15 protein-coding genes, 1 pseudogene and 1 other annotated feature are annotated in these 20691 nt (G+C 38.2%); all 16 genes and pseudogenes read right to left on the bottom strand.

What is annotated here, in order from left to right; all coding sequences use genetic code 11:
• Positions 1-4533 (bottom strand): glutamate synthase large subunit, encoded by a 4533-nt coding sequence (gltB, locus tag E7276_RS09010; RefSeq protein ID WP_294216539.1) that lies wholly within the window; start codon positions 4531-4533, stop codon positions 1-3.
• A 194-nt stretch (positions 4534-4727) separates the two neighbouring features.
• The gene (locus E7276_RS09005; RefSeq protein WP_294216537.1) at positions 4728-6383 is read right to left on the bottom strand and encodes a methyl-accepting chemotaxis protein; all 1656 of its coding nucleotides are present in this window, start codon (positions 6381-6383) and stop codon (positions 4728-4730) included.
• Positions 6384-6524: 141 nt separating this feature from the next.
• Positions 6525-7091, bottom strand: a complete 567-nt coding sequence (locus tag E7276_RS09000) for an anthranilate synthase component II (RefSeq protein WP_294216535.1) — start codon at positions 7089-7091, stop codon at positions 6525-6527.
• The gene (gene trpE, locus E7276_RS08995; RefSeq protein ID WP_294216533.1) at positions 7088-8584 is read right to left on the bottom strand and encodes an anthranilate synthase component I; all 1497 of its coding nucleotides are present in this window, start codon (positions 8582-8584) and stop codon (positions 7088-7090) included. The genes E7276_RS09000 and trpE overlap by 4 nt, the downstream gene beginning before the upstream one ends.
• Positions 8574-9350, bottom strand: a complete 777-nt coding sequence (gene trpA / locus E7276_RS08990; RefSeq protein ID WP_294216529.1) for a tryptophan synthase subunit alpha — start codon at positions 9348-9350, stop codon at positions 8574-8576. Before trpA ends, trpE begins: the two co-directional genes overlap by 11 nt.
• Complete coding sequence (trpB, locus tag E7276_RS08985) at positions 9343-10572, bottom strand: tryptophan synthase subunit beta (RefSeq protein WP_294216641.1); 1230 nt, start codon at positions 10570-10572, stop codon at positions 9343-9345. Before trpB ends, trpA begins: the two co-directional genes overlap by 8 nt.
• Positions 10567-11136 (bottom strand): annotated as a pseudogene (locus E7276_RS15125) (phosphoribosylanthranilate isomerase); the annotation flags it as partial. The gene trpB and the pseudogene E7276_RS15125, both read right to left, overlap by 6 nt.
• A 1-nt stretch (position 11137) precedes the next feature.
• Positions 11138-11917 carry an indole-3-glycerol phosphate synthase TrpC gene (gene trpC / locus E7276_RS08975; RefSeq protein WP_294216528.1) on the bottom strand — a complete coding sequence of 260 codons (780 nt, stop codon included), beginning with the start codon at positions 11915-11917 and terminating at the stop codon, positions 11138-11140.
• Complete coding sequence (trpD, locus tag E7276_RS08970) at positions 11883-12950, bottom strand: anthranilate phosphoribosyltransferase (protein ID WP_294216526.1); 1068 nt, start codon at positions 12948-12950, stop codon at positions 11883-11885. Before trpD ends, trpC begins: the two co-directional genes overlap by 35 nt.
• Before the next feature lie 96 nt (positions 12951-13046).
• Positions 13047-13291, bottom strand: a binding site (T-box leader).
• Between the two features lie 197 nt (positions 13292-13488).
• Positions 13489-13890 (bottom strand): D-ribose pyranase, encoded by a 402-nt coding sequence (gene rbsD, locus E7276_RS08965; RefSeq protein WP_294216524.1) that lies wholly within the window; start codon positions 13888-13890, stop codon positions 13489-13491.
• 20 nt (positions 13891-13910) lie between these two features.
• Positions 13911-14969: an ABC transporter permease gene (locus tag E7276_RS08960; RefSeq protein ID WP_294216522.1), complete on the bottom strand. Its 1059-nt coding sequence runs from the start codon at positions 14967-14969 to the stop codon at positions 13911-13913.
• 5 nt (positions 14970-14974) lie between these two features.
• Positions 14975-16528 (bottom strand): sugar ABC transporter ATP-binding protein, encoded by a 1554-nt coding sequence (locus E7276_RS08955; RefSeq protein ID WP_294216518.1) that lies wholly within the window; start codon positions 16526-16528, stop codon positions 14975-14977.
• 13 nt (positions 16529-16541) lie between these two features.
• Positions 16542-17123, bottom strand: coding sequence for a DUF2291 family protein (locus E7276_RS08950; RefSeq protein ID WP_294216515.1), 582 nt, complete (start codon positions 17121-17123; stop codon positions 16542-16544).
• Between the two features lie 70 nt (positions 17124-17193).
• On the bottom strand, positions 17194-18240 hold the full coding sequence (locus E7276_RS08945) for a D-ribose ABC transporter substrate-binding protein (RefSeq protein ID WP_294216513.1): 1047 nt from the start codon (positions 18238-18240) through the stop codon (positions 17194-17196).
• 166 nt (positions 18241-18406) lie between these two features.
• Positions 18407-19426, bottom strand: coding sequence for a LacI family DNA-binding transcriptional regulator (locus tag E7276_RS08940; RefSeq protein ID WP_294216511.1), 1020 nt, complete (start codon positions 19424-19426; stop codon positions 18407-18409).
• A 174-nt stretch (positions 19427-19600) separates the two neighbouring features.
• Positions 19601-20485, bottom strand: a complete 885-nt coding sequence (locus E7276_RS08935) for a ribokinase (RefSeq protein ID WP_294216510.1) — start codon at positions 20483-20485, stop codon at positions 19601-19603.
• Positions 20486-20691 lie beyond the last annotated feature (206 nt).

Raw genomic sequence — 20691 nt, 5'->3', positions numbered from 1 at the left:
CTATTTAGATAATAAATTAAATGCTTCAATCTGCGCCTGCTCAGAGGATAATCCCTTTTCTTCCATCTGAACAATTGTCTGCATCATCTTCTTATAATCAAATGGTACGATACGCTTAAACTTTGGTAGGTATTCGCTAAAGTTGTCATAGATTTCTTTACCCTTTAGTGAACCAGTTGCAGCAACATGCTCTGCAATGATTTCTTTAAGTTCAAGCACATCATATTTATCAGTAACAGTTTCCAAGCTAACCATGGATTTATTGAGACGCTTGTAAAGTGTAGCATCCTCATCTAATACATAGGCAATACCGCCTGACATACCAGCGGCAAAGTTCTTTCCTGTTTCTCCAAGAACAACCACTCTACCACCAGTCATGTACTCACATCCATGATCTCCACAGCCCTCAACTACTGCTGTAGCACCTGAATTTCTAACGGCAAATCTCTCACCAGCTACACCATTAATAAATGCCTTACCAGAAGTTGCACCATAAAGAGCGACATTACCGATGATAATATTCTCATCCTGCTTATATGTGGCAGAAGCTGAAGGATAAACCACAAGCTTTCCACCTGAGAGACCTTTACCAAAGTAATCGTTAGAGTCACCCTCTAGGCGAAGTGTAAGTCCCTTTGGAACAAATGCACCAAATGATTGACCACCTGCGCCGTGGCAATTAACAACATATGTATCTTCCTCAAGGGATTCTCCAAATTTTCTTGTAAGCTCTGCACCAAGTAATGTTCCAAGTGAACGGTTTACATTTGAAACATCAACAGTAACCTCACCCTTATTACCTGATTCCATAGCAGACTTTAACTTCTTTAAAAGTTCTTTCTCATCAACAGTTTTTTCCAATTCGAAGTTATATACATTCTTCTTTGCGTAGTTAATCTTCTCATATGGATTTGGATTTGATACCACAGGTGTCAAATCAACCTTTGACAATCGCTTTTTGGCATCAACATCCTTAAGCTTTAATAAGTCATATCTACCGCAAAGCTCATCAACAGTTTTACAGCCAAGTTCAGCCATATACTCACGAAGCTCCTGAGCAATAAATCTCATAAAGTTTACTACGTATTCTGGCTTACCTGTGAAACGCTTTCTAAGCTCTGGGTTTTGTGTAGCAACACCAACTGGGCAGGTATCAAGATTACATACACGCATCATTACACAACCCATAGTTACAAGTGGAGCTGTTGCAAAGCCAAACTCCTCTGCACCAAGTGCACATGCAATTGCTACGTCACGGCCACTCATAAGCTTTCCATCAGTTTCAATAACGACCTTATTTCTAAGTCCATTCATGGCAAGTGTCTGGTGTGCCTCTGCAAGACCAAGCTCCCATGGAAGACCTGCATTGTGGATTGATGACTTAGGAGCTGCACCTGTTCCACCGTCATATCCAGAAATGAGAATTACCTGCGCTCCGGCCTTTGCAACACCTGATGCTACTGTACCAACTCCGGCCTCTGAAACTAGCTTTACAGAAATACGTGCATTCTTGTTTGCATTCTTTAAATCGTAAATAAGCTCAGCCAAATCCTCAATGGAATAAATGTCATGATGAGGTGGTGGTGAAATAAGAGCTACACCTGGAGTTGAAAGTCTTGTCTTTGCAATCCATGGATAAACCTTCTTTCCTGGAAGATGTCCACCTTCACCTGGCTTTGCCCCCTGAGCCATCTTAATCTGGATTTCCTTTGCACTAACCAAGTATTTACTTGTAACACCAAATCTACCAGATGCAACCTGCTTGATTGCAGAACAGCGATTGAGTCCGTCTGGTCCTACCTCGTAGCGTGATTCTTCTTCGCCACCTTCACCAGAGTTAGACTTTCCCTGTAGCATATTCATGGCAATTGCCATTGTCTCATGTGCTTCCTTTGAAATAGAACCATAGCTCATGGCTCCAGTTTTAAATCTCTTTACAATAGAATCTACTGACTCTACTTCGTCTATACTTATGCCCTTCTTTGGATATTTGAAATCAATTAATCCACGAAGATTTCTTACTGAATCCTCTTTGTTAACAAGGCTTGTGTACTCCTTGAAGGTATTGTAATCACCTGTTCTTGTAGAAAGCTGAAGTAAATGAATTGTAGCAGGATTGTATAAATGCTCCTCTGCACCTGAACGCATCTTGTGTTGTCCTCTTGAGTCAAGGGTCTCATCAACTGAAAGCTCAAGCGGATCAAAGGCCTTATTATGCTGCATCTCAACATCAGCCTGAATATCCTCTATAGAGATACCACCAATTCGGCTAATTGTGCCAGTAAAGTACTTATCAATAACCTTTTTGCTAATACCAATTGCCTCAAAGATTTTTGCACCCTGGTATGACTGAACTGTAGAAATACCCATCTTTGATGCAATCTTGATAATTCCAGAAATAACCGCTTCGTTATAAGCATCAATTGCTGCATGAACATCCTTTTTTAGCTGTCCCTTTTCTACCAACTCAGCAATTGTTTCCTGGGCCAAGTATGGATTAATTGCAGATGCACCATAACCTAAAAGAGTAGCAAAATGATGCACCTCTCTAGGCTCTCCCGACTCCAAAATTACTGAAAGACTTGTACGCTTCTTTGTCTGTACTAAATGATGCTGTACAGCTGCCACTGCAAGAAGTGATGGAATAGCAACATGATTCTCGTCTACACCTCTATCAGAAAGAATGATAATGTTGGCACCCTCTCTATTTACTCTATCAACCTCTACAAAAAGATGGTCTATTGCCTTTTCCAGAGAAGTATTCTTGTAATAAGTAATTGGAACTGTTGCAACCTTAAGTCCTGGCACCTTCATGGACTTAATCTTCATTAAATCAGTAACAGTAAGGATAGGATTGTGAATCTCTAGCATGTTGCAATTCTCTTCCTTCTCCTCAAGTACATTTCCTGCTGTACCAATATATATAGTTGTTGCAGTAACAATCTCCTCGCGAATAGAATCGATTGGTGGATTTGTTACCTGGGCAAATAACTGCTTAAAGTAATTAAACAATGGCTGATGGTGATCTGACAAAACTGCAAGAGGTACATCAATACCCATCGCACCTGTATTTTCTACACCATTAAGAGCCATTGGAAGAATAGATTCCTTAATCTCCTCATATGAATATCCAAAGGCCTTTTGAAGCTTATCTCTTTCCTCTTGAGAATACTTTGGTACTGGCTCATTAGGAATCTTGATTTCAGAAAGACGAGCAAGATTTGCATCAAGCCACTGACCATAAGGCTTGCGGCTAGCAAATTTTTCCTTTAACTCATCATCATCAATAAGTCTTTCCTCAACAGTATCTACAAGAAGCATCTTTCCTGGACGAAGTCTGTCCTTCTTTGTTATTCTGCTCTCCTCAATAGGAAGAACACCAACCTCTGATGAAAGAATTAAATAATCATCATCTGTAATATAGTATCTAGATGGGCGAAGTCCATTTCTATCAAGGACAGCCCCCATAATATCTCCATCTGAAAACAGAATTGAAGCAGGGCCATCCCATGGCTCCATCATTGTGGAATAATACTGGTAGAAATCTCTACGGGCCTGATCCATAGCTTTATTTTTCACCCATGGTTCTGGGATGGTAATCATAACCGCAAGTGGGAGTGGCATTCCATTCATAACAAGGAATTCAAGTGCGTTATCTAGCATTGCAGAATCTGAACCGGCCTGATTGCATACTGGAGTAATTTTAGTCATTTCAGATTCAAGTACTCTAGAAACCATTGTCTCTTCACGAGAAAGCATTTTATCTGCATTACCCTTAATGGTATTAATTTCACCATTATGAACAATAAATCTGTTTGGATGTGCTCTTTCCCAAGAAGGATTTGTATTAGTAGAGAATCTAGAGTGAACTGTAGCGATTGCTGATTCATAATCCTCATCATGAAGATCCTCAAAGAACAATCTAAGCTGGTCTACCAAAAACATACCCTTGTATACAATGGTTCTGCTTGAAAGAGATGCAACATATGTATCTTCTGCTGTCTGCTCAAATACACGGCGAGCTACATACAGCTTTCTATCAAAATCTAATCCTTTATTACAATCCTCTGGTTTCTTAATGAAGCCCTGCATAATATGAGGCATGCAATCTACAGCAAGTTTGCCGAGAATCTCTGGCTTTGTAGGAACCTCTCTCCAACCTAATAATTCTAAGCCTTCCTTCTCAACAATGATTTCAAACATTTTCATTGCTTGCTTTCTTTTTAGCTCATCCTGTGGAAAGAAAAACATTCCAATACCATAATCTCTCTCTCCACCGATATTAATGCCTATTTCCTTACAAGCCTTTTTAAAGAATTTGTGGGAAATCTGAAGTAAAATACCAACACCGTCTCCAGTTTCACCAGATGCATCCTTACCTGCTCTATGCTCAAGATTTTCAACAATCTTAAGTGCATCTGAAACAGTCTGGTGAGTCTTGATTCCTTTAATAGAAACAACAGCACCGATACCGCAATTGTCATGTTCAAACTCAGGACTATAAAGTCCTAACTGCTGATTGTCATTATCCATATTAGAAACTCCTTCCATCAAAAAAGCGCCTAAACAAAAACCCACTATGGGTTTTGTTTAGACGCCTTTGTCTTTGAAATAATATACAATTATTTAATCATAAATGCAAGCACTTTTTCACGTTAAAGTACTAAATTATTTTTTTCATTTTTTAATAATTATTTATAACTAGTAGGGTTACTTAATTATAATTCCTAAGCAATTTCCTGATTAAAGAATGACATTTCTTTCTCGAGAATCTTAGAAATATCGTTAAGATTATTTGCTTTCTCAGAAAGCTTACTTACTGTATCAGAAAGCTCAAGCATAGAAGCTCTTGTTTCCTCTGTGCTTGCTGCATTTTCCTGTGAAATAGCAGAAAGTGAACTGATTGTATCGGAAAATACCTTTGTAGCTTTGTCTGACTTCATAACACTATCAGCTATTTCGTTTGTAACTACAAGTGATTCATCAATATTGCTAATCATTGAATTTACAAGGTCAATAGTTTTACTGATAACCTCATTCTGACGCTGAACAGTGCCCTGAACTTCTCCTGCGTTTGCCATAGTTTCTTCAGAATCATTAGAAAGCTCTCTCATGATTTCTTGAATATTTTTAGCTGCTGCTGACGACTGGTCTGCAAGCTCACGAATCTCATTAGCAACTACAGCGAATCCTCTTCCTGACTCTCCTGCTCTTGCAGCCTCAATGCTTGCATTTAATGAAAGAAGATTTGTCTGGTCTGCAATAGAATTAATTATTTCAATTGCCTCGCTAATTGAATTAACAGCTGTGTTAGTCTGGTCAATCATGCTTACAATTCCTTCAATTGCAGTGATTGTCTCTTCAGTTGATGCCTGAAGTTCCTGTAGGGCAGCTGAGCTTGACTGAGAATGATTCTGCATATACTCTGCAAGTTCATTCATGTGATTTGTATTGTCTGTTATTAACTGAATAGCATCATTAATCTCCTCAACACTTGCAACAGCATCCTGAAGTGATTCTGCCTGGTTAGTTGCACCGTAAGCCACATGATCTACAGCTGATGATACGTTATCTGCTGTAATTGAAATTGTCTCTGCTGTCTGTGAAAGATACTCTGCAGAAACGTCTAATTCGCTAGAAGAATTAAGGGCATTACCAATAACTGACTGTAATTTCTGCGAAAGATTAAGGACAGAAGCTGCCATTAATCCCAACTCATCAGGACGCTTCAAAATAAACTTTGGTATACTAATATCAAGGTTACCAGTAGAAAGCTTGTTAACAGCAGCTACATTTAGCTTTATTGCCTTAGAAACTCTAAGAGCCGCAAAAATTGCAAATCCCAAAAGAAGCGCCATAACACCTAAAGAAACCACAACCATGCTTCTTGTACGCTCTCCAACATATGACCAAATGTCAGCCTTTTTCAAACCAACAAAAGCCATTCCTACGATTTCTGTGTTATAAACAAGTGGCTCATAAGCAACGTAATACAATTCACCATTAATATCTACATCACTATCACTATAGTTTTGTCCCTGATTAATTACCGCTTCAACGATTTCATCTGCAGCTTGTGTGCCAACTACTCCATCAATAGAAGAACGTTCTCTAGTATCTCCTATGAAAAATGTGTAATCATATCCAGTATCCTTATGAAGCTGGAACTCTAAACTATCGTTAATTTTGTCAGTATCAAAGGAAGTATTTTCCAAGATAGTGGCATATGTCTGACAAGTAGCTTCAAGACCTCTCATGGCCTCATGTTCCATACCATTTCTCAAATTGTAAATGCTGTACACTAAACTGATAGTTCCAATTGAGCCAAGGCATAATATAACCATACCAATTAGTGCTACCGTAATCGAAAATTTAACTTTCATGCTTTTCCCTTTACTAAATAATCAAAATTCCAAAAGTGACTCGGAAAATATACACAATTTTTTCACAAATTAATATAGTAAAAGTGCACAAAAGTTATTTTATTGATATTATTTGTCATTTAGTATTAATATATAACACTATTAAGCACAAATAAAGTTTCCTATTATTTCTTTACCCTCTGCGGTCAAAATAGATTCTGGATGAAATTGTAGGCCATAAACCTCATAATCCTTATGTTTAACTGCCATTATTTCCCCATCCTCTGAAGTTGCAATAACTGATAGATTACTTGGCAATTTCATTTTATTTGCTGCCAGGGAATGGTATCGTGCAACCTTGATTTTTTCAGGCAAACCATTAAATATTTTATTTTCTCTGTCTAAAAACACGGTAGACTGTTTACCATGCATCAATTCCTTTGCATAGGTAATATCTCCACCAAAGGTTTCGCATATAGCCTGATGTCCAAGGCAAACTCCCAAAATAGGCACTTTACCTGCAAAATGTGCGATCACATCCTCACATATACCTGCATCTATCGGTCTGCCAGGTCCAGGCGAAATAATAATATGACTAGGATTTAGTCGCTCAATATCGCATATACGTAGTTCATCATTTCGAACAACCTTAATGTCTGGATTTATCTCGCCAATTAATTGATATAAATTATAAGAAAAGCTGTCATAATTATCTATTAATATAATCATGCCAAACCTCCCTCTGCTGCTTTAACTGCATTTACTACAGCTTTTGCTTTGTTTATACATTCTTTTGCTTCATTTAATGGAACGGAATCATACACAATTCCTGCACCAGAGCGAATACAAATAGTATCGCCCTTTTTATATACGAGACGAATAGCGATACACACATCCAAATTTCCTGTAAAATCAATATATCCTAATGCCCCACCATAAATACCGCGCTTGCTCTGTTCCAATTCCTCTATAATCTGACAAGCTCTAAATTTTGGAGCGCCAGAAAGTGTGCCTGCTGGAAGGATAGCATCAACCGCGTCTATAATATCTTTGTCATCTGCTAATGTGCCTACCACCGTGGAACCTATATGCATAACATGGGAATAACGCTCTACTCCCATATATTTTTCCACATTTACAGAACCAAGCTCACTTATTTTTCCAATATCGTTTCTGCCTAAATCCACAAGCATATTGTGCTCAGCACATTCTTTCTCATCAGCAAGAAGCTCTTTCTCCAAAGCTAAGTCTAGCTCACTACTCTCACCCCTAGGTCTTGTTCCTGCCAGTGGAAATGTACTGACCTTTTTCTGTTCAACCTTTACAAGTGTTTCTGGTGATGCACCAGCTATTTCAATATCATCACTTGTAAAATAGAACATATATGGTGAAGGATTTGTAGATCTAAGATATCTATAGGTATCAAATAAGCTTCCACTGGCCTTTGCTGTCAAAGGATTTGATAGCACAACCTGAAATATATCTCCCTCTTTGATATACTCTCGTGCTTTTTCAACCATCTGGCCATATTCTTCGTTAGTAAACTTTGGGGTGATTTTTGATTTTAATTCAAGGGGCTCAAACTGCTTTTTTTCTCCACCAATCAACAATTCTTTTATTTTCTCAAGCTTCTCTTTTGCTTCATCATAAAGCTCCAAAATCCCCTTATTTTCTTCTAGCAAAATTCCTGTAATCAGATAGATTTTCTGCTTGTAATTGTCAAAAGCAATTACATCATCAAACAGCATTAAATCCATATCCTTAAAGTCATCCTCGCCATGATTATTAAGTACAAGCTTTGGCTCACTATACTTAATGTAATCATAAGAAAAATACCCAACTAAACCTCCGGTGAAGGTTGGCATTCCTTCAACTTTAGGTGTTTTATATTTTGAAATATATTCTCTTAATATCTCACCTGGATGGTCCACCTGTTTTTCTTCAACAAGTATTTTTTTATCGCCTTTATTTTCCTTTATTAAAACATGCCCATCCTGACAGGTAATTTCTATTTTAGGATTGAAGCCAAGAAATGAATATCTACCCCAGGTTTCCTTTTGGCTAGCACTTTCAAGTAAATAGCACTGGTGACTTTGATTCTTGAGAATTCTCACTGCATCAATGGTAGTCAAACTATCAGATAGCATCTCTATAGCTACTGGTATCCTTTTAAAATTGCCTGTTGTTGCTAAATTAATTACCTGCTCGATACTAGGAAACATAATACGCCTCTTTCATATTTCTAACGAATTCTCCTACATGCTTTGGTGCCTCTTTGCCGTACTGTGCAATAACACGAACGATTGCAGAGCCTACAATGGCACCGTCAGCAATACCCGCCATCTCTGCGGCCTGCTCAGGTGTGGAAATTCCAAAGCCTACGGCACAAGGTACATTTGTATTGTTTCTAACTCTATCAACAAGTCCCCTAATGTTGCTATTAAACTCAGTTCTTGTTCCAGTAACTCCCAGGCTAGATACGATATATATGAATCCCTTGGCATCTCTTGAAATGGTATCTATTCTATCCTCTGAGGTTGGTGCAATCATGGATACAAATTCCACATCATATTCTAATGCTGTATCCTCAAACTCTGCCTTTTCCTCAAATGGAACGTCCGGAAGAATAATTCCGCAAATGCCTGTTTCTTTACAGCGCTTGAAAAATCTTTCTATACCATAAGAATAAACAACATTTGCATAGGTCATAAATACAAGTGGAATATCAACCTCTTTTTTTACCGACATAACCATTTCAAATACATCATCTGTAGTGATATGATTTTTAAGGGCTCTAATATTTGCCTCCATGATTACCGGACCTTCCGCTGTTGGATCAGAAAATGGAATTCCAAGCTCTATTAAATCTGCTCCATTTTCTGCCATTTCCTTTATTATCTTTTTTGTGGTTTCAAGGTCAGGGTCACCACAGGTAATGAAAGGAATAAATGCCTTTTTATTGTTAAATGCTTCTGCTATTTTACTCATAAATATTTTCTCCTCTATATCGTGCAATTGCTGCACAGTCCTTGTCACCACGTCCTGAAACAGTAACCATTATGATTTGGTCCTTTTTCATAGTTGGAGCCAATTTCTTTGCGTAGGCAATAGCATGTGAACTTTCTATAGCCGCTATGATACCCTCTGTTTTTGCAATATACTCAAATGCCTCAACTGCTTCCTCATCTGTAACAGGTACATATTCTGCTCTTCCGATATCATGAAGATAAGCATGCTCTGGGCCAACTCCCGGATAGTCAAGACCAGCAGAAATTGAATACACTGGTGCAATCTGTCCATATTCATCCTGGCAGAAATACGATTTCATACCATGGAATATACCAACCTTTCCTGTATTCACGGTTGCTGCCGTCTCAAAGGTATCAATTCCTCTTCCTGCTGCTTCGCATCCAATCAGTCTGACTTTCTCATCACCTATGTAATGGTAGAAAGAACCCATTGCATTGCTGCCACCACCTACACAAGCAATTACTGCATCTGGCAATCTTCCTTCCTTTTCAAGTATCTGCTGACGCGACTCTCTAGAAATAACAGCCTGAAAATCTCTTACAATTGTAGGGAATGGATGTGGTCCCATTACTGAGCCTAAGCAATAATGTGTATCATCAATTCTTGTGGTCCATTCTCTCATGCACTCAGAAACTGCATCCTTTAATGTAGCTGTTCCACTTGTAACAGGTACAACATCTGCACCAAGAAGCTTCATTCTATAAACATTGAGCGCCTGTCTTTTAGTGTCCTCCTCGCCCATGAAAATCACACATTCCATATCAAGGAGAGCCGCTGCTGTTGCTGTAGCTACACCATGCTGTCCTGCACCTGTCTCAGCTATAAGTCTTGTTTTGCCCATTTTCTTTGCAAGTAGCGCCTGTCCAAGAACATTGTTAATCTTGTGGGAACCAGTATGATTTAAATCCTCTCTTTTTAAGTAGATTTTTGCGCCACCAAGGTCCTCTGTCATTTTCTTTGCATAATATAGAAGACTTGGTCTGCCTGCATATTCATCTAGCAGTTCCTTTAATTCTCTGTTAAAATCTGAATCATCTTTATAGTGATTGTAGGCTTCTTCTAGCTCATTTACTGCATTCATCAATGTTTCAGGAATGTACTGTCCCCCGTGAACGCCAAATCTGCCTTTACTTTTTGCAGCTGCCTTATCTGTTCTGACGGCATTAACAAATTCCTTCATTTTATTTCCATCCTTAAGATTATCAGTTTCAATACCTGAGCTAACGTCGACACCATAGGGATTTGTTACATGTATTGCCTCTGCTACATTTTCTTGATTAAGGCCACCTGCTAAAATAAATGGTCTTTCTATATAAGTAAGAAGATTCCAATCTCTTAGTGTCTTGCCCTCTCCATTTCCAGCATCAAACATAATCATATCTGCGCTGGATTTTTCTGCCTTTATAATTTCCTCAGGGGCGTCAGCCTTAAAGGTTTTAATAACAGGGATGTTCTTATCCTGAAGCTCTTTTATGTAGTCATCATTTTCATTTCCGTGAAGCTGAGCCACATCTATTATTCTTTCCTGGAATAAATCCTCAATCTCCACAGGATTTGCATTGACAAACACGCCTACCGTCTTGATTTCTGGATTTAGAAGACTTCTAAGCTTTTTTGCCTTATCTCTAGAAACCCTTCTTTTACTTTTTTCATAGAAAACAAACCCAACATATTCTGGTTTAATCTCATTTGCTTTCTTAATATCTTCTTCTCTTGTTAAACCGCACAATTTAATCGCTGTCATATCAATATCCTCGCAATTCTCTAAGCTTTTTTACTTTATCCACAGACTTCATTAATGTTTCACCTATCAGAACTGCATTTATTTTTGCAGCCTTTAGCTGTTGTATATCTGAAGCATCCTTTACTCCACTTTCCGAAACAAAAATTACATCCTTTGGAATTAGTTCTCTTAATCTTCTGCTGTTGTTTGTATCTACTGAAAAATCCTTTAAATTCCTGTTGTTTACTCCAATAAGTCTTGCCTTCGCTGACAAGGCAGTTTTTATTTCTGCCTCATCATGAGCTTCAACAAGAGCGCTGATACCAAGCTCATCACAAATTTGAATATACTCTCTAATCTGTCTCTCGCTTAAGATTGAACAAATAAGAAGTACTGCTTTTGCGCCTAATACTTTAGCTTCATATATCATGTACTCATCAACAGTGAAATCTTTTCTGATACATGGCACATTAACGTTTGCTGCTATTTCCTTTAAATATTCATTGCTTCCTAAAAACCATTTAGGTTCTGTAAGAACTGAAATGCAATCTGCTCCTGCTACCTCGTAATCCTTTGCTATCTGTAGATAATTAAAATCCTCAGCTATGATTCCTTTTGATGGAGAAGCTTTTTTACACTCGCAAATGAAATTCATTCCTTCCTTTTTCAATGCCGTTTCAAATTCAAAGGAGCCCTTGCCAAGTTCTAAAGCTTGTGACCTAATGGCTTCTAAGGATTTTTCTCTTTTAGCAATTTCAACTCTTTGTTTAGCATGCTCCGCTAGCTGCTGTAGAATATCCATCCTCGTCTCCTGACTTAATCTCATTGCTGATTAGTATTAGTTTTTCTAAAGTTTCAAGTGCTTTTCCTGATTCAATTATTTCTCTAGCACGCTTGATACCATCTGCAAAGCTTTCTGCCTTGCCACCAATATAAAGAGCTGCTCCCGCATTCATTAAAACCGCATCTGTCTTTGGTCCTTTGGCACCATTTAAAATATCTCTTGTAATTTTTGCATTTTCCTCTGGTGTGCCACCTTTTAATTCCTCTTTTGTGCACTTGTTAAATCCAAAATCCTCAGGCTCGATTGTGTAAGTTTTGAACTCTCCATTGTTTATCTCACAAACTATTGTTGGTGCACTCATTGAAATTTCATCTAGTTTATCCATACCATAAACAACCATTCCTCGTTTTACACCTAAGTTTGAAAGTACATGTGCAAGAGGCTCTACCAAATAATCATCATAAACCCCAAGAAGCTGCATTGATGGAGTTGCTGGATTTGTAAGTGGTCCCAAAATATTAAATACTGTTCTGAATCCAAGCTCTTTTCTAATGGCTCCAACATATTTCATGGATGTATGGTATTTCTGAGCAAAGAAGAAGCACATTCCTACCTTTTCAAGAAGCTCTCTACATTTATCTTGATCCTGCTGGATATTTACTCCCAAAGCTTCTAAGCAATCAGCTGTTCCGCATAATGATGAAGCTGCTCTATTTCCATGCTTTGCCACCTTCATTCCTGCAGCTGCCGCCACTAGTGCTGATGTAGTAGAAATATTAAAGCTATGTGCTCCGTCTCCACCTGTTCCAACTATTTCAAAAACCTCCATGCCTGTTTCAACCTTTAAAGCATGCTCTCTCATTGCAGTAGCACATCCTGATATTTCCTCTATTGTCTCTGCCTTTGCACTCTTTGTTGATAGAGCTGCTAGGAAGGCTGCATTCTGAGTTTGACTTGTTTCACCTGCCATTATTTCATTCATAACGGTGTAGGCTTCATCATATGTTAAATCCTCTTTGTTAACGATTTTTACAATTGCTTCTTTAATCATGTTTTTTCTCCTTTCTTGATGCATTGTTTCAATCTTAAGTTTTACTTTGCTCTGAATAGAAACAAAAAAAGTCCTTGATAAAAGCAGTATACTTTTACCAAGGACGAAAAATCTTTTCCGCGGTGCCACCTTGAATTCATGAATAATCATGCTCTTACAGGATACCAACATATCCATGGCAACTAACGTATGCCCTACGTCGTGCAATACTCTAGCTAAATATCAGCTATTTCCTCACGCCCTCAGGAGTCCATTCCCAAATCACTATCTTACTGTATCCCACCATCACAGCTCTCTCTAAAGAATCATGAAGAGGTACTCTTCTCCCTCATCGGTTTAGTGCTTTATTAAGTTGAAGTAAATATATCATTACAATTCACAAGTGTCAATGCATTATTTCAGAAAATTTTTAAAATATAATCTTGATTTACAAAAAATGATGTTCACTCCCCTCACATAAAAAATAAAATGCAAGAAGACATTAACGTATTTACAATAATTAGACGCCCCACAATGCGCAGGGCGTCTATTATCTCATTTACTGAAAACTACAAAAGGCTTTTAAAATTATATTAGGGTAAACTGAAAATTCTCCAGTTCTCACTATAAACTTACATTTTTTTGACAGTTCTTTAAATTCAGGCTCATGTGGAACATAAGTGCATGGAACATCTTTTAGTTTCCTTTGAATATATTCTAGGAGCTTTGGATTATTAGCTTTTATTTCCTCGGCCAAATAGTATTCCTCTACTCCTGCCTCATCTAAAATTGCCTCCATAGCTTGCTTAAAAGTAGGTACCCCACCTACCAAGGCAAGATCTACAACCTCCACATCCTTTGGAAGTGGCATGCCACCGTCACAAATCATAAATAAATCCTTGTGGCCTAGTGATGCGATACAACCAGCTAACTGCTTGTTTATTATCCCTTTTCTTTTCATAAATACTAGTCCCCTTCTGATTATTTATTCTCATTTCTGCTTTGAAGTGCCATTTTTTCCTGCATATTACGTTGCATCTGATCAACAACAACAGCAAGAATAATAACAACACCTCTAATAACCTTTTGCCAAAACTCTGATACACCACACATTGTCATACCATCGTTGATAACGCCAATAACAAAAGCACCAACGATTGTTCCAATAATTGAGCCAGAACCACCACTCATTGATGTACCGCCAAGTACAGCGGCAGCAATGGCATTCATTTCCCAAGAATCACCTGAAGCTGGGTGTGCAGCTGCAAGCTGTGCAGTATTAATCATGCCTACTAAGGCAGCGCAGAAACCAGATATTACATATGCGTAAATCTTAATTCTGTCAGTCTTGATTCCAGATAATCTAGATGACTTTTCATTACCACCTACAGCAAGTACATGCCAACCGAATGCAGTCTTTCTCAAAAGCACAGCTCCAATCACTGCAAGTACTAATAGGAAAATCGCACCAACTGGAATAATACCAACGCTGGATCCCATTACTTTAAAGCCAGTATTTCCAAGTCCCTCATAGCCTTGAATGCTTGAGAAGGTTGCACCGCCTGAGCGAAGGTTTGCAAGACCTCGACAAATATACATAGTACCTAAAGTCGTAATAAATGGTGCAACATTTAGCTTTGTAATTATTAAACCGTTGACCCATCCAACAAAACAACCTACGAGCAATCCAATAACTACAATTACAGGAACACTAAAGTAAAGAGTTACACCTAATGAATTAATGGTAACGCCTTCTTGAATCATTCCACCAACCAGCATACCTACTAGGCCAACAACCGAACCTACAGATAAATCAATACCTGATGTAATGATAACGAAGGTCATACCTATTGCAAGAATTCCGTATAAAGCAACGTGCTTTGCAAGCATTGTAAGCGTAGTCACTGCCAAAAACTTGTCATTAACTATACTAAAAAACACTAAAAGAACTATTAGCACAATAAAGGTTCTGCCCTTTAAGAGTGTCATAATAAATTTAGAGTTATCTTTTTTTGCCCCACTTTTAACATCAGCTCCCATTACATTTACTCTCCTTTTTCATCCATTGTTCCATCCGTATGATGACCTGCATATGATGCTAAAACTAAGTTGTCTTCGGTAATGTCATTTTCATCCAAAACCCCTGTAACAATACCGTTTGAAAGGACTACTATTCTATCTGCAATGGCCATTATCTCCTTTAGCTCTGATGAGATTACAATAATTGATAGTCCCTTTTGAGCATACTCATGAATGATATCGAATACTTCAGTTTTTGCACCAATATCAATTCCTCTAGATGGTTCATCCAGCAACAGAATAGATGGATCTGTTAACAATCCTTTTCCAATAACTACTTTTTGCTGATTACCTCCGGAAAGAGATAAAATAGGAAGTCTCTTATCTGCTACTTTAATGTGAATATCCTTTATGGTCGATTCAACCTGCTCATTTTCTGTTTTCTCATCCACAAAAAAAGCCTTCTTTAATCGTTTCAAAACTGAAAGAGAGATATTTCGTCCAATATCAAGAGATTGTACTAATCCTTCTCTTTGTCTATCCTCTGGAACAATTGCAAAACCTCTGTCAATTTGCTCTGCTATATTCTTAGGGCTAAACTCTTCTCCTCTAAGATACATCTTACCGGTGTGTTCAGGATGCATACCCATGATACACTCAAAGACCTCTGTTCTACCGGCTCCAAGCAGGCCATAAATTCCAAGGATTTCTCCCTCTCGCAAATTAAAGGATACATTATTTAATAGCCATCCGCCGCCCTTTTTAGGTAAACATAGATTTTCTATTCTTAGTATTTCTGGCTGGCTATCTAAATCAATGTCTCTGCTAATACGATGATAGGATTTTTCACTTCCCACCATATTTTTAACAATCCATGGAAGCTCAATATCCTTTACATCTGCATCAGCAACATATTTTCCATCCCTAAGGATTGTCACATGATCACCTATTTCCATAATTTCTTCCAAACGATGTGAAATATAAACAATGGAAATACCTGCTTCATTTAGCTCCCTCATTATTTTAAATAAAACCTTTACCTCAGCTGCAGAAAGCGAAGACGTAGGCTCGTCCATAATGAGGATTTTTAAATCATTTTGAATAAGGTTTCGAGCAATTTCTATCATTTGTTGCTGTCCAACTCTAAGTTCTCCAACAAGAGTATTTGGATTCATCTCGTGCTCCAACCTTTTTAGAACAACCTCAGCTCCCTTTGCATGTGCCTTGTCATCTAGGAATAACCCTTTTTTCTGTTCATGACACATGAAAATATTTTGATAGATATTTAAATTAGGGAAAAGGCTAAGTTCCTGATGGATAATTCCTATACCATGATTTCTTGCATCATTAGTATCCTTGAAATAAACTTCTTTTCCATCCATATACATTGTTCCACCTGATGGCTGTTCTATACCAGCAATCAGCTTCATCAATGTAGATTTTCCTGCTCCATTTTCTCCAATTAATACGTTTACCTTGCCCTCTAGAACATCAAAAGACACTTCGTCAAGGGCTTTTGTACCTGGATAAATCTTTTCCATTTTTTCACAGTGGAGCACAACATTTGGATTTTCCGCCATAATTTATCTCCCTTTACTCTACTGTTATTACCACAGGTGTAACCACAAGTGTGTCAGTTCCGTCATATTCAAATGTACCGATTACTTCTATTGTTTTTCCAACAGAGCCTTCAACATCAATGTTTGCAACAACATTATCATTTACATTAGAATTCAAAGTTTTTGCATATTCAGACCATTCTGTTTGGTTAGTAAAATCCTGATAGCTCTTGTATGTTTGTGCATCTCTAACGGTAGTGCCACTATAAACCTTTCCAACTTGAACATGAACAGCATTGCTTAAGCCATCAACTGTCACATCCAAATAACCCTTTGGAGTATCTGTATTATGTTCATTTACTTTACCAGAAAATGAAACCGTATATACGGTTCCCTTTTCCATGCCGGAAATTGTGTCTTTAAGCGGCTGCGCATTTCCAGTGATTTCTTCAACTACATAATCCCAGGAATCAGCAGCTTCAGCGCTTGCATCAAAGGTAGTTGAACCAGTATAGTTAGCCTCCTGTCCTATCGGAACGACCTTAACAATTCCACAACCCATTGACACAATTACCATAGATGCAAGAAGTGATAACATAATTAGTTTACTTTTCATTTGCTTATTCTCCTTTATATGCAAGACATGCCCGCATACTTCTATGCGGGCAAGCCTCTGCATTAGATTATTATTCTGTGTAAACGAAAGATGAAAGATTATCTACGTTATCAGATGTAATAGCGATACATGGAACTAACTGTTTCTCTTCTTCTGGAGCTGTTCCGTTAAGATAAGCATCACCTTGCTGTACTGCAAGCTGTGTAATATATGCGATTTGCTGAAGTGCTGTACCAACCATGCGGCCTTCCTTAATAAGTGCTGCTGCGTCATCAGAACCGTCAACACCGATAATTAACATGTCTTCTCTACCTGCATCCTTGCAAGCTGCTGCTGCGCCACATGCCATTGTATCATTACCACAAATGATACCCTTAATATCAGGATTTGCCTGAAGAATAGCCTCGGTCTTCTCATATGCCTCTGTCTGATCCCAGTTAGCTGACTGCTGAGCAACCATCTCTAGGTCCTCATACTGATCGATTACTGAGTGGAAGTTTTCAGAACGAACCTGGCAGTTTGTATCTGACTCAAGTCCTAATAACTCTGCATACTTTCCTTCGTAACCCATTGCGTCTACCCATGATTCTGCAATTGCTGCTGCGCCTTGGGCATTATCTGCAACAAGCTGAGCTACTGCAACGCCAGTAGTATTAATTTCTCTATCAACTAGGAATGTTGGAATACCTGCATCAGCTGCTCTCTGAATTGCCTCGATAGAAGCATCTGCACCTGCATTATCACAAACAATAAATGCTGCACCATCTGCTATGGCTTGATCGAATAAATCTGACTGAGCTGCTGCGTCATCATCATGTGAGAAGCACTTTACTTCATATCCAAGTGACTCACCTTCTGATGTACAGATGTCCTGAACAGTTTTGAAATAAACATTAGATGTAGATGGAGTGATACAGTAGATAATGTTTGAGCCTCCACCTGGTAGTAATTCTGCTGTACTAGTTTCAGCTGATGCTTCCCCTGCTGTATCATCAGCCTCTGCCTGTGTTGATTCAGCTGAGCTTTCAGCTGTGTCTGTAGCTTCTTCGCCACATCCAACAAATAGACAACCTACCATTGCCGCGCCAAGAATAGCGCTGAGAATTTTTTTCTTCATCCAGAAACCTCCCATTTTTTCCATTTTCTTCTTCTCCTACAGGCTATGTAAATATTTATGTAAATATTTACATAGCTCATGGTCTAAATGTAAAACTCTTGGGTTTCGATTTCAAGATGTTTTTTGTATTTTCGTCTTTTTAGACATTATTTATCTGACATCTTTGTTACTTTTTAATTTTTTTCACACTATCGCGTTCCACAAAAGTAGTGGTACTTGCTATCTTAAATGGTGTTGAATTGCCGTTTTCTACAAAATCTATAAGCCTTCTAACTGCTTCGCGTCCCATTTCTGGTTTATTAACATGTATGGTACTAAGAGCAGGATTTGACAGAACACAAAAATTCAAGTCATCAAATCCCACTATAGATACATCCTCAGGAACTCTATAGCCACTTTCCACCAAGGCTTTTAGACAGCCTAATGCTATCAAATCATTGTCTGCAAAAAATGCTGTAGGAAGCTTAGGCTTTTTCGCCAAATACTCCTTCATATCCTGGTAGGCAGCCTCTAATTTGGGAGTGAGAACAAATTTGTAATCACTCTTTGCCTTTAGGTTATGACTGCTCAGGCCTGCCAAATATCCTATTTCTCTAGATTTAAAAGCATCAATTCTAAAGCTTCCTGAAAGATATCCTATCTCCGTATGACCATTTGCAATCAAATGCTCTACCGCATTGAAAGCAGAATGAAAATTGTCTATCAACACGCTAGAAAAGCACCCCTGCTCATCCCATCCATCAAGCAATATAATTGGACATGGGCAGTTTCTGAATGGCTCAAAGTCCTCACTGCTCATCTCTGTTGCCAATAAAACAATTGCAGCCTCTGGGTCGGTAACTAGCTTTCTTACCTGATCAGCATAATCTACATCATCCCCTTGTAGCTTTACAAAAATAGTGCTCAGACCATGCTCCTTCGCTTCCGCCTCAACGCCTTCGATAACAGCTGTATGAAAGACACTTTCATCGATAATCAATCCACTTTTGCGGAACACAACAAATTTAATGTTTTTTAGTGTTTTTCTACTATTAGTTGTGTAACCTAAATTCTTTATTACTTCTGCAATCTTTTCAGAAGCCTCCTTGCTTACAGCTCGTCTGCCACTTAGGGCGTTAGACACTGTAGCTGGTGATAATCCCGTTAATTCACTTATTTTTTTTACACTTAGTTTATTTTTAGCCATAATACACCTCTCGTTTTTATTATAGACATTAGTCTGACAGTTATCAAATCTTTAATAAATCTTTACGTAAATATTTACATTTTAGATAAATTTATTGCCAATTTTAATACAAAATAACTTAAAAAAGTACCAACCCTATTTCTAAGGTTGGTACTTCTATAGTGATTAAATTCATTAGCCCTCAAATAATTCAACTTCAGACATAAAAGGAACTGACTGTGCTGCGCCATTTTTTTGCACAGCAAGTGCAGACGCCTTAGTGGCCATAAGAAGAACATCCCTCATAGGCATTTTCTTAAGAAGTCCAGCAATGAAAAATCCTGTAAATGTGTCACCAGCCGCTGTGGTATCCACTGCCTTTACCTCGAATGCTGGCTGATACAGCTCCTCATCACCATGATGATATATTGAACCACTCTTTCCAAGGGTAAGAACTATTTTGGCATTAGAATAATTTGCCTGCATACTTTGTATAATACCACTAGGGGTATTCTCACCAGTAAGCTGCTCCCCTTCTGTTTCATTCAAAATAAATACAGATACTTTTCCCAAATCACATTCATCGATTTTATCATCCAGAGGTGAAGGATTTAGCACAATTGTCATTCCAATCGAAAAAGCTCTGTCTATAATATATGGCAACTCATTAATCTCATTTTGAAGAACAATAATATCCCCTGCTTCAAAATGAGAAAGTACTTCATCTACATACTCTTTAGAATTCTTTTGGTTTGCTCCTCCAAAAAGGACAATACAATTCTGTCCGCTAGAATCCACCTGAATAATCGTATGACCACATCTACCAGTCACAGTCTTAATATAATCTGTTTTAATTCCATAAGTCTCACATGCATCAAAGAATACCAAGCCTTCCTCGCCTACTAATCCTGCATGATAAACTGGAATCCCAGCCCTAGACATAGCAACAGATTGATTAAAGCCCTTGCCACCAAGGTTCATAGCCATACCATTAGAAGAAATAGTTTCACCTTCTCTAACAATATGCTCAACACTATAAGTGTAATCCAAGTTTAAAGACCCAAAATTTAAAACTTTCATAGTCGCTCCCCCTTTGTGCCCTTTATTAACAAACTGTACCACAATATACGACTTTTTGTCTACTACATTACACAGTACCCCCATTCACAGTTCCTGTATTACTAAGTAGCCTGGCCAGAGGGGGCTGGCTAATCAAAACCACCGGCTTAGCCGGTGGTTTGTTCTAGCCCTATAAGGGCTTGTTACCGGCACTGGAGTCTAAAGAC

This window comes from Pseudobutyrivibrio sp., from assembly GCF_015057185.1.
Lineage (GTDB): Bacteria > Bacillota > Clostridia > Lachnospirales > Lachnospiraceae > Pseudobutyrivibrio.
Note: the sequence above shows the minus strand (reverse complement) of the source record. Positions and strands in the feature narration are given on the sequence as shown.